5 protein-coding genes and 3 pseudogenes are annotated in these 12,478 nt (G+C 58.4%); 7 read left to right on the top strand and 1 reads right to left on the bottom strand.

All coding sequences use genetic code 11. From position 1 onward, the window contains the following. Positions 1-36: 36 nt before the first annotated feature. Positions 37-1,746: a phage integrase family protein gene (locus AB4Y34_RS38990; RefSeq protein WP_368719046.1), complete on the bottom strand. Its 1,710-nt coding sequence runs from the start codon at positions 1,744-1,746 to the stop codon at positions 37-39. 145 nt (positions 1,747-1,891) lie between these two features. Here AB4Y34_RS38990 and AB4Y34_RS38985 point away from each other — a divergent pair. The 7 genes and pseudogenes from AB4Y34_RS38985 to AB4Y34_RS38955 form a co-directional block, all read left to right on the top strand. After that, positions 1,892-4,907, top strand: a pseudogene (locus AB4Y34_RS38985) (Tn3 family transposase). A 244-nt stretch (positions 4,908-5,151) separates the two neighbouring features. Further along, positions 5,152-7,713: a prolyl oligopeptidase family serine peptidase gene (locus tag AB4Y34_RS38980; RefSeq protein ID WP_255215311.1), complete on the top strand. Its 2,562-nt coding sequence runs from the start codon at positions 5,152-5,154 to the stop codon at positions 7,711-7,713. A gap of 370 nt (positions 7,714-8,083) precedes the next feature. Next, positions 8,084-8,263 carry a hypothetical protein gene (locus AB4Y34_RS38975; RefSeq protein WP_255215310.1) on the top strand — a complete coding sequence of 60 codons (180 nt, stop codon included), beginning with the start codon at positions 8,084-8,086 and terminating at the stop codon, positions 8,261-8,263. Between the two features lie 51 nt (positions 8,264-8,314). Continuing rightward, entirely contained in the window at positions 8,315-9,028 is a 714-nt protein-coding gene (locus AB4Y34_RS38970) for a tyrosine-type recombinase/integrase (RefSeq protein ID WP_368719045.1), read from the top strand. After that, positions 8,914-9,351, top strand: a pseudogene (locus AB4Y34_RS38965) (IS6 family transposase); the annotation flags it as partial. The gene AB4Y34_RS38970 and the pseudogene AB4Y34_RS38965, both read left to right, overlap by 115 nt. Before the next feature lie 554 nt (positions 9,352-9,905). Further along, a pseudogene (locus tag AB4Y34_RS38960) lies at positions 9,906-10,025 on the top strand (DDE-type integrase/transposase/recombinase); the annotation flags it as partial. Between the two features lie 879 nt (positions 10,026-10,904). Further along, a partial coding sequence (locus tag AB4Y34_RS38955) for a condensation domain-containing protein (protein ID WP_368719044.1) occupies positions 10,905-12,478 on the top strand: 1,574 nt, incomplete at its 3' end.

Here is a 12,478-nt window from a genome sequence, read left to right as displayed (position 1 = left end):
GCAATGAAGGAGCAGGCCCTTGCGAAGATGTCGCCACTACGCGGCAAGGCGGGCCGCTTCCGCCCGACAGACCAACTGCTCGCCTTTCTGAATAGCCTGTAGGGTCACGAAACTATGTTGGGTGATCGGGGCGATGCTTCCGTTCTGAGGCGCGCAATCGTTGGGCCAATATGAACTCTTATCGATATCGCCCGACATAGTCCGGCAGGGAAGATAGTGACGCATCCAATGCGGTGTGGCCTGACGGAGTTTCTCAGCCAGTGCTGGGTGATCGGCTTCGATAATTTGAGCTGCGAGCCGGAAAAACCTGCGCATGACTTCCCACAACCGTAGGGGCTTGATGCCGGCACCGCTCTCGTCCAGGCTGCCGATCAGTGGCGTGACGGGGTTCCAGCGAACACGGCTCACCGCCATGCCACGCTCCTGCAGGTACCGGTCCAGTGCGGCGCGAGCGAGCGGTGTCAAGGTCACCCTGGCTGGCTTGCCGCCTTTGCTGGTGACGTGAAGCCAGTGATCGCCGGCGGCGTCGACCTCGATATTTCGCAGGGTCGCATTGGCCAGTTCGCTGATCCGCAGTCCCGTCGAGTAACCGAAAGCCAGCATGAACCGAAGTCGTTGTGCGGCTGGGGCTTGCCAGCCGTACGACCACTCGAGTCCGTTGGCGATGATGCGCGTGAGCAGCCATTCTCCTTCGGTGAAGGCGTGCGCGGCTTCCATCGCCATGGCGCGCTTGCTGCCGCGCACCTTGATGCCGGCAAAGGGGTTGGCCACAACATAGCGCTGCTCCACCAGCCAGCGGAACATGGCGCTGAGCACGGCAAGCGCATGGGCAATCGAACGGGCTGAGAGATTGTCGACAAACGGGCGCCAGTCCGGTGATGTGCGCGGCCGCGGTGGTCCGACCCAGCGTTCGCGCGGAGTGGGCCTGCGCAGAAACGCCCGGTAGTCGGTTGCATCCCGGGTGGTCAGCGAAGACAGCGCTTTGCCGCGGGCAACGATGGCCCAGAGGATCAGCCGTTCGGCTTCCTTGCGGTAGGCGCGCTGCGTGGCCGGGGATTCGTGCAACGCAAGCCATGCCTGGATGGCGTCGTAATCGTTGTCGACGCCCAGGATGCAGGTCGACACCGGCGCGCGGAAGACGCCACCGGAGCCGTCGACCTCGTGCGGTAGCCGTAGTTGCTCCCAGGGCGTCACGACTGACTGCCGATCCGCGTTGATCAGGGCGCGGGCCCGCTCGGTGAGCGCCGGGTGCGCGGCAAAGAAGGCTTCGATCCTTCTCGCACTGGCCGGGCCAAGACCCGGAATGACGGTCCACCACTGCCGGCGACGCGGAATCCGTACCGTGAGATCGGCCAGGGTCCGGATGCCGACCGCGTGCAAGGTGCGGGCAGCGCGATCCGGCAGCCAGTGCGCAATGTCGTCCCCGATCTGCGGGGCTGGCGCGGGCATGGTGCGCAGTAGCTCGACAGCCTGCGCGGTGGCTCGGGCATGATGCACACGCTTGTGGGCCCGGCATTCGAACAGCGTGGCCAGATCTGCCCGCTGTCGGTTACGGGCATAAAGTGCCAGCTGCCGGCGGATCTGGCCGATGATGCCGCGGGCTGACTGGCCGTGGCTGAGCCGATCTCGCAGGTACCGGTGGGCAGCCTCACGCGAGGATGCGCCCTCGTACCAGGCACGCAGCGCTGCCAGGGCATCGGCATCAGGAATGTCGGCGGCGGACGAGATCGTGGGGCGCGTTTTCATGTCATCGAGTTTAGTACAGAAACGACACCACAGAGATAATAAGGTTTATCTCTGTAGAATGCAGAAGCTCAATATTTCTGTCGTATCTCATGGATCGTGATCCCACAAAATCGAAGACTCTAGCGTCGTGTGGAGAGGATAGTCGATGATCAACAAGAACAAGCTGCTCAGCGTCTTTTCCGATGCCGAACAGGAGGCCGTGTATGGCCTGCCTGATTTCGACGATGCACAGCGGCTGGAATACCTGGCGTTGACCGAATCCGAACTGGCGCTCGCCAGCAGCCGCCCCTCGATACCCGCGCAAGTCTATTGCATCTTGCAGATCGGCTACTTCAAGGCCAAGCACGCCTTCTTCGGTTTCGATTGGGATGAGGTCGAAGACGAGTACGATTTCGTGCTGAGCCGCTATTTTCACGACGAATCGTTCGAACCCAAGCCGATTACCCGGCACGAGTACTACGCCCAGCGCGAACAGATCGCTGAACTATACGGCTATCGGCCGTGGGCGGCGGCTCTCCTGCCACAACTCGTGCAGCAAGCCGCGCAGATTGTACGTCGCGACGTGACGCCGGGATTCGTCGCCGCCGAGCTCATCGTGTGGCTCAACGAGCACAAGATGATCCGGCCCGGCTACACGACCTTGCAAGAGCTGGTCAGCGAAGCCCTGTCCGTCGAGCGTCGGCGGCTGGGCGAGCTGCTCGCTGGTGTATTGGACGAATCGACCAAAGCCGTGCTGGACCAGCTCCTGGTGCGCGATGATACCCTGTCGCAACTGGCGGCACTGAAACAGGACGCCAAGGATTTCGGCTGGCGTCAGATGGTCCGCGAACGCGAGAAGCGCGCCACGCTGCAGCCGTTTCACGAAATCGCCAAGACGTTGCTGCCCCGGCTGGGCATCTCGCAGCAGAATGTGCTGTATTACGCCAGCCTGGCGAACTTCTATACCGTCCACGACCTGCGCAACCTGAAGGCGGACCAGACGCAGCTCTACCTGCTGTGTTACGCCTGGGTGCGCTTCCGGCAGCTCACCGACAATCTGGTCGATGCGATGGCCTTCCACATGAAGCAGCTCGAGGAAGAGAGCGGCGCCGGCGCGAAACAGTCCCTCGTCGCCGAGCAGGTGAAACGCCATCGAGAAACGCCGCAGATCGGCCGCCTGTTGTCGCTCTATGTGGATAACAGCGTAGCCGATCCCACGCCGTTCGGCGAGGTGCGTCAGCGTGCCTACAAAATCATGGCAAAGGATGTGCTACAAAACACGGCGCAACGCATGGCTGTCAAGCCGCTGAGTCAACTGGCACTGCACTGGCTGGCAGTGGACGACCTGGCCAAACGTATTCGCCGTCATCTGCGTCCCCTGTACGTCGAGCTCGACCTCGTCGGCACCGCCCCGGACAACCCGTGGCTTGCGGCACTGGCCTGGGTCAAGGGGGTGTTCGCCAAACAGCAGCGCCTGTCACAACGACCGCTCGCCGAATGTCCCGCGGCCACACTGCCGAAGCGCTTGCGACCGTACCTGTTGATCTTCGGCGTCGATGGTCAGCCGACCGGCTTGCACGCCGATCGCTACGAATTCTGGTTATACCGCCAGATCCGGAAGCGCTTCCAGTCAGGTGAGATCTATCTCGACGACAGCCTGCAACATCGCCACTTCTCCGACGAGCTTGTTTCAGGCCGACGCGCTGGTACAGATGGATATCCCGTTCCTGCAGCAGCCAATCGATGCCCAACTCGAAGCGCTCGCGGCCGAGTTGCATACACAATGGCTGGCCTTCAACCGCGAGCTGAAACAGGGCAGGCTGACGCACCTGGAATACGACAAGGATACGCAGAAGCTGATCTGGCGCAAACCGAAAACCGAGAAGCAGAAGGTGCATGAACAGGCCTTCTACGAGCAGCTTCCGTTCTGCGATGTCGCCGACGTGTTCCGCTTCGTCAATGGTCAGTGCCAGTTCCTGTCGGCGATGAAGCCATTGCAGCCGCGCTACGTGAAGAAGGTTGCGGCCCCAGACAGCCTGATGGCGGTTATCATCGCTCAGGCCATGAACCATGGCAATCAGGTCATGGCACGCACCAGCGACATTCCGTACCACGTTCTGGATAGCACCTACCAGCAGTATCTGCGTCAGGCGACGCTGCATGCGGCCAATCACTGCATCAGCAATGCCATCGCCGCGCTATCGATCTTCCCTCACTACTCGTTCGATCTCGATGTGCTGTATGGTGCTGTCGACGGGCAGAAATTCGGCGTCGAGCGACCGACCGTAAAGGCGCGTTACTCGCGCAAATATTTCGGACGCGGCAAAGGCGTCGTCGCCTACACGCTGCTGTGCAATCACGTCCCGCTGAACGGCTACCTGATCGGCGCGCACGAATACGAGGCGCATCATGTATTTGACATCTGGTACCGCAACACGTCGGATATCGTGCCAACTGCGATCACCGGCGACATGCATAGCATCAACAAGGCCAATTTCGCCATCCTGTACTGGTTCGGGTTACGCTTCGAACCGCGCTTCACAAACCTCGATGACCAGTTGCTGGAACTGTATTGCATCGGCGACCCGGCGTTGTACGGGAAGTGTCTGATTCAGCCAGTCGGCCAGATCGACCGGCAGCTCATCACCAGCGAGAAGACCAATATCGATCAGATCGTCGCCACGCTGGGCCTCAAGGAGATCACGCAGGGCTCGCCGATCCGCAAACTATGCACGTACTCGCCGGAAAATCCAACACGTCGCGCGATCTTCGAGTTCGACAAGCTCATCCGCAGCATCTACACGTTGCGCTACCTGCGCGACCCGCAGCTCGAGCGAAACGTGCATCGCTCGCAAAACCGCCTCGAGTCCTACCATCAGCTCCGTTCGACCATCGACCAGGTCGGTGGCAAGATAGAACTGACCGGTCGCACCGACACCGAAATCGAGATTAGCAACCAGTGCGCCCGGCTGATTGCCAACGTGATCATCTTTTACAACTCGGCGATTCTGTCCCGTCTACTGACGAAATGGGAGGCCAGCGGCAACACCAGGGCGCTGGCGCGGCTCCCGCAGATATCGCCGGCGGCCTGGCGGCATATCCTGCTGAACGGACACTACACTTTTCAAAGCGGCAACAAAATTGACCTGGACGCGCTCATAGCCGGGTTCGAACTGGAGTGATGGAAGTCTCGGCGGTTCCGGCCTGGAACCGTTGGTAGGTAACCGAGCGGGGCTTCCGCGTGAAAACCTGAAGTAGGCTAGCATTGTTCGGCAGGGTAGGCGCGCAGTTCGTTGCTGGCGCAACTATGTAATCTTGATGTCGAACAAAGCCGCCGGTACGTAAGTATGTAATGCTGGGCGTTGTTACATCGCCCAAAACTCGATTTCTGCAAAACGCGCCACGTGTACGATGGCCTCTCGCTCCATGACATCTCATCTCGCCGTTGCCACATTCGTTGTATCGATTGCGGCTCAAACTGCATTCGCCCAGCAGCCCGACACGACAACACCAACGTCGAAGGCAGCCACGGCCCAGTCCAACACCTCAACTTACAATCAGCCATCGAAAGCAATTCTCGATGTGATGCTCGCGGCGCCGCCACCGATACCGGTCATCAGCCCAAGCGCCGATCGGGCACTGCTCGTCAGCTCGCAGGAATATCCGTCTATCGCACGAGTTGCAACGCCGTTCCTGCGGCTTGCTGGCGTGCGTGTTGAGCCCGCCAACCGCAGCCGGCACGACACGCCAGGTGGCTATGGCATCCCGCCGTGTGCTACCGGTTTCGAACTGATGCTGTTCGCGACTGGCGCCATGCGGCACATAGCACTACCGCCCGGCGTCTGCGCAACGGGTCCAAGCTGGAACGCCGACGGTAAGCGCTTCGCATTCGAAAACGTGACCGCATATTCGGTCGATCTGTGGATCGGCGACGGCGAAACAGGCGCAGTGCGCCGTATTCCAGGTGTGCAGTTGAATCCGATGTTCGGCGGCGAACTGATGTGGATGCCCGACCAGACCTCGCTGCTCGTGAAAATGATTCCCGCGCACCAGGGCCCGCCGCCTGTCGCCATCGACGAATCGGTCGGCCCGGGCATCCAGGAATCCGACGGCCGGCGCGGCCAGAGTAGCACGTACGAAGCACGCGACACGCTGGGGAGCGTCCACGACGAAGCGCTGTTCGACTATTACGGCACCTCGCAACTCGCGAGGGTCGACGCACGCACACTCGCCGTCACGCCGCTCGGTGCTCCTGCGTTGCTCGACGGCATCAGGCCGGCGCCGGATGGGCGGCACGTGCTGGTGTCCACGATCCGGCGGCCGTATTCGTACGTGACGACTTTCGGGCGCTTCCCGCACGATTACACGGTGTGGGACATTGCGAACCGCACGCAGATCGCCACACACCTGATCGTGTCGCGTTCGCTCGCCGACCGCGTACCGGTCTCCGGCGTGCCGCTCGGGCCGCGCGAGTTCTCGTGGCGGCCGACCGAACCGGCTACGCTGGTGTGGGCCGAGTCGCTCGACGGCGGCGACTGGAACGTCGATGTGCCCGAGCGCGACAAGGTCATGATGCTGAGGGCGCCGTTCGACGGAGCGCCGCACGAACTGACACGTTTGCGCCAACGCTACGCAGGCTTCGGATGGACCTCGCAGCCGGACATCGCGCTGCTCTCCGAGTACGACAACAACCGTCACTGGTGGCGCACCTTCATCGTCGACGTTGATGCTCCGCACGTCACGCAGCGCGTGCTGTGGGATCTATCGAGCAACGAGCAATATGCGAATCCCGGTACACCGGTCATGCGGATTCAGCCGAACGGTTTTCCCGTGATCCGCGTCCATGACGACGCGATCTTTCTCAACGGACAAGGCGCGTCGCCTACCGGTAACCGTCCGTTCCTCGACCGGCTCGACCTCGCGACGCTCAAGACCGAGCGCCTGTTCCGCAGCGACAAGACTGCCCTTGAGTTCTTCCTTGGGTTCACCGGTCATGGAACTGGGTCGTTCCTGACCTGGCACCAGTCGGCGATGGATCCGCCAAACCTGTTCGAGCGTACGCTCGGTGTCCCGGTCGACGCGCCACCGGGCGAAGCGCGCTATGCCTCGAGCTCCACCGCCCTCACCCATTTCGTCGATCCGACGCCAGTGGTGCGTCAAATCAAGAAGCGCCTCGTCAAGTACAAGCGCGCCGACGGGCTCGACCTGTCCTTCACGCTGTACATGCCACCGGGTTATCAGGAGGGCACGCGTGTTCCCGCGATCCTGTCCGCCTATCCGCGCGACTACGCCGATGCAGCGACGGCCGGCCAGGTGGGCAGCTCCGAGCAGACGTTCACGCACCTGAAGAATTACCAGCTGATGCTGCTCGCCGGCTACGCGATTATCGATAACGTCTCCTTTCCAGTCATCGGCGACCCAAAGCATGCCTACGACACCTACAACGAGCAGCTCGTCGCCGACGCCATGGCCGCAGTCGATAAGGCGGTACGGCTCGGGGTCGTCGACCCGGAGCGCATCGGCGTGACGGGTCATAGTCACGGCGCGCTGATGACGGCCAATCTGCTGGCGCACTCCGACATGTTTCGTGCCGGTGTGGCAACGAGCGGCGCCTACAACAAGGCGCTCACGCCGTTCGGCTTCCAGAGCGAGCGGCGCTCGGTGTGGCAGGCGCAGGACGTTTATCTCAAGGTGTCGCCGTTTTTCTATGCCGACCGGTTGAAAACTCCGCTGCTGATCGTGCACGGCATGGATGATGCGAATCCCGGTACCACGCCGCTCCAGGCGACGCTGCTATACGAGGCACTGCGCGGCAACGGCGGTACGACACGGCTGGTGATGCTGCCGCACGAGCCTCACTGGTACTCGGCGCTCGAATCGAATGAGCAACTCGTGTACGAAATGGAGCGCTGGTTCGACCGCTACGTGAAAAATGCGCCGCAGCGTTCATCCGGTGCGACGGTCGTCGCAACACCACACGCGCAATAAACGGCCCCGCGCCAAGAGCGCGGAGTATTCCGGGGGAGAAAGCTTGAGTTGCCGTAAATCCTTGCCAGGTTTGGCTTGGTTAGGTATTCCACGCTCATCCGGCCAGCTTCGTTTGCTCATAAACCCTTCAAGACCGATATCCAACCTTCGGGGTTCAGTCCATCTGGGTGGTGCAACAAAATCGACCTGGACGCGCTCATAGCCGGGCTCGAATTGGAGCGACGGAAATTTCTGGGGTTCCGGCTTGGAACCCCTTGAAGGAAGTTGCGGACATACTTCGCCATCGAAGCATCGATACGACAGCGATCTATACAAAGATCGATCGTCGAAGCCTTGATGCCGTGGCGCTTCCCTGGCTGGGGAGAACGTCATGAAGAATTCCGCAAAACCAGCTGATACGATGATCTCGCAGGCGAAGACGTATCTGGCACAGAGACGTTCCCTCGGTTTCGACCTTAAGATCTCTGGCTCGATCCTGATGGACTTCGCGCGCTTCGCAGATGCCATGCCCCAGCCTGGCCCGATTACCGAAGAACTTGCTCTTGCCTGAGCACATTCAACAAAGTGCGAAAGGGCCATTACCTGGGCGCGCCGAATTGAGGTGATCCGGCCGTTCGCAAAGTATCTGAAGCAGTTCTCTCCCGAGGCCATCGTTCCGCGACGCGACCTTTGCGGGCAAGCTCATCGTCGTCTGGCACCACATATCTACACGGAGCGGGAACTCAATGAACTAGTCGCAGCGTCGGCGGCGTTATTGCCCGCCGGTTCGATTAGACCGCTCACCTATGAAGCGTTGTTCGGTTTGATCGCGGCAACCGGTCTGCGTATCTCGGAAGCCATTAATCTGTCCAGGAGCGACGTCAACCTTGACGACGGAACGCTGATCGTGCGCGAGACGAAGTTCCACAAGTCACGCCTCATTCGACTGCATCCTACTGTAACGCGCGTCCTCGAACGTTACGCTGATCGACGATTGCGGGTTATCGCTGCGGTGCCGTGCAATTCATTCTTCGTCGGTACAAGTGGTAAGAAGTTGCCTATTCGAACAGTGGAGGGGACGTTCGATCGTATTCGCAGGCAACTTGCAACACTGTGTCCATTCTCCGCAGTTTGTGGACACTGTCGGTCACTCGTGCCCGTTGCGGCCAATATTGTATCTTCTACGCGGAACGTGGCGACGGTACAGATCGAACGCTTACTATCAAGGTCAAGGGACAGTGGAAGTACTTCTACCGGGCCGTGGACAAAGCGGGAGACACGCTCGATTTCCTGCTGCGCGCCCACCGTGACAAGGCTGCCGCGAAGCGCTACTTAGAAAAGTCGATCGAGTGGAACGGCGAACCCGAGGTGGTGACGATCGACAAGAGTGGGGCGTATCTCGCTGCGCTTGAGGCTATCCACGCCGGGCGCGAGACGCCGATCAGGATCCGTCAGTCGAAGTATCTGAATAACATCGTCGAACAGGACCACCGCGCGATCAAGCGCCGGACCCGCCCGATGCTCAGGTTCCAGAAATTTCGTTGCGCCCGCATTCTCCTAGGTGGCATCGAAGTCATGCACATGATCGTCAAGGAGCAATTGAACGATTGCAGCGTTGGTCAAACTCCCGCACTGCAGTTCTATTCGCTGGCTGGATAAGGAATCCATACCATATCAGTCTTGCCCGACCTTTCGCTCATACTGCGACAGGACCACTTATCGCATCAGCGTCGGACCGTTTCGTAGCTGACGATAACCCCGCGCTCGAACAGCAGCGCTTCGATATCACGCAGGCTGAGCTGAAATCTGAAGGCAGCGCACCGCGCGACTGATGACCGCGGCCGGGAAGCGATGACCGTGGTAAAGCGATTTCGCATTCTTCATCACGAGATTTTACCCGACCATCTCAGCAACGTGACAGCGCCCCGCGACAACGTGACAACGTGACAACGTGACAACGTGACAACGCCGTTTGATCGCACCCTCCACTCTACCTCTTACTACAATTTCACGATTTCGAGGAGGTTTTTCTTGCCCTCCTTGTAATTGACTAGCGAGATCGCCGACTGCTCAGTGGAACCGGATGTCGTCGGGGTCGTACTTCCCGCCACCGGTCAAGCAAGTTGAGATTCCAAAGGCAACGGGTGGTATTCGCGAGTTGGGCGTGCCCACGGTGAGTGACCGTGTGGCGCAGACTGCGGTCAAGCTCCTCACAGGACCACCGTGCCATCAAGCGTCGCACCCGTCCAACGCTGGGATTCAAAGATTTTCGCTGTGCCCGCATCATTCTGGGTGGCATCGAAGTCATGCATATGATCGTCAAGGGCAGATGAAATGCATTCGCGGCACTCAACCATCTGCCGCTGAGAAATTTTACTCGCTGGTGAAATAAGCAATCCTATGATATCGCGCTTTACTGTGACCGTTGCCCTTATCGCGACAAAATCTGACAACTTCGACATACGTGGTCTGGAATTGGACAAACAGGACAGCCATCAAGGCTGCTTGTCGGCTATTTTTCAGTTTGTTGCTAGTTTTACACATGGCGCGAACATTGCTCAGCATGGTTGATCCAAGCTCATTCGACTGGGAATTGGTATCGGTTATTAAGGTTAAAGTCACTCCTTTAATTGGTACCGTACGAAGGTACCTTACCGTCGACTTGAAGGAGTTCAATATGTTCGAAGTCTAAAAAATTTTGTTTGGTGGCTTGCTAATCGCTATCACCTTTGTAAGTGATACTGTTTGTGCACAGGCTCTTGAACCCGACCCCAAGGGCACAGGTCGACCACGCACGCTGTTACCGCGTCGTTTGGAATGCATCGCTCGTGGGCCTACAAGATCACGGCGCAGGCGCGAGGCCGTGGTCGTGCAGTGCGAGCGCTGGGGTCCTCTGGGGCTGTCCTTATCTCGATATCCATATTGGAAGTTGGTGGATTTGCAAATAGACGCTGGCCAGCCGATAAGCCCGACCTTTTTTGGACTATGGTGGCGCCTGACCGAACGCACCACGCTATAGCGATCCCGCGCCAACTGATCTATCTAAGACGTGCAGTCGGTCTTGTAGACGATCTACCGCGCATTCAACCGGGGTGAATGCCCCGAATGTGGTTCTCGGCATCGTATCGTACTTCGCAAACGGGGATTCGTCGCTTCCGACAATGGGCGCCATGTCCCGCAGTTTCAGACTCCCCTGGAATCGCGAGGAGAACATGAATTACCGGATTAATATTAACGATCAGCTCACAAATCCTGATAATGAGTGGATTGACGACGGCGAGCGCAATCTCATCACGTGTCAGGACATCGGTCCTCAACTGTTCGCGGCATCCTCAGCACAGACGGAGATCTGGCTTGCCGAACAAATTAACCCATGCAACCCTGTCTACAACATTGGACAATACACCGAAATACACGGATGCATTGATCCCGCGGTGTTCGAGGAATCTTTACGCGCAGTGGTCCAGGAAACGGAAACTTTACGTTGCCAACTTATTGAGGTGAACGGGTCGATCCGAGCGTTCGTTGTCCCATCCCTCGATTGGTCGTTGCCAACTGTCGATTTCAGTTCAAAAGCAGCTCCCACGAGAGAGGCTGCCAGATGGATGGAGGTTAATTTCGAAACTCCATTCGATATGAAAAAGGGGCCCCTATTTTACTATGCCTTACTTAAGGTTGCTGCTGATTGCTTTATTTGGTATCAACGTTACCACCATAGTGTGATGGATGGTCATAGTGGCGTACTCGTTGCGCGTCGCGTTGCTCATTTCTACAGTATGCGCATTAGAGGGAGGAAAGCAGACAAATCCTATTTTTCTCCCATATCACACCTGTTAGGAAGCGATGCACGATATCGTGGCTCATTTGCCTTTGAGCGCGACAAGAAATACTGGATGAGACGTTGCTCGGACTGGCCAGCCACCGTTACGTTAGCGAATCGGTATGCTCCCGCTTTACGGCATCGCCTTCGCCAGACTGCTTATATTTCATCTCAATCGTTACGGGAACTTTTTAGCGACCATAGTCGCCTGGCAAATCAAATAACGGTAGCTGTTGCCGTCTATCTCTACCGATTTACTGGCGCCGAGGAAATACCGCTGGGTTTTACTGTCGCAGCCCGCTTGGGCGAGGATCGCTTAACTCCCAGTATGACGGCAAATGTCCTGCCCATTCGACTATCCGTTCACCATACGAACAGTGCGATGGAATTAATGGTGCAGGCTGCTGAGCAAATTCAACGCGGCCTTCGGCATCAACGTTATCGTAGCGAAGTGCTGGGACGAGATCTCGACCGGCTTCACACACAGCCACTTTTTGGCCCTACCGTAAACCTAATGCCCTTCGATTATGGCTTGTCGTTCGGCTCTTGCTCGTCGACGACCCATAATCTTGGCAATGCTACGGTCAACGACCTGATGGTCTCGATTTATTCGCCGTCCAGCGGCGGAGAGGTGAGAATCGATTTCGATGCGAACCCCGATATTTATTCGGAAGCTGAATTGATTGCTCATCAGAGACGCTTCTTGAAGGTGTTAGGTGCAGTTGTCGACGATCCCACTCAATCGATTGGTCGTATCGATCTACTTGAATCTGATGAGCGGAATTTGTTGTTGAAAACTTGGAATCGAACTGAGACGGAATATCAACTGGATCGGTGCGTCCACCAGTTGTTCGAAGAGCAAACCAAGCGAACGCCCGAAGCCGTGGCCATCGTTCACGAAGGCGAGCAACTCAGCTATGCACAACTCAATGCGCGCGCCAACCGGCTTGCCCATCAACTCGTCGC

The sequence above is a fragment of the Paraburkholderia sp. BR10954 genome (assembly GCF_040965775.1).
Taxonomy (GTDB): Bacteria; Pseudomonadota; Gammaproteobacteria; order Burkholderiales; family Burkholderiaceae; genus Paraburkholderia; species Paraburkholderia youngii.
This window is presented reverse-complemented; position numbering and strand designations above follow the sequence as displayed.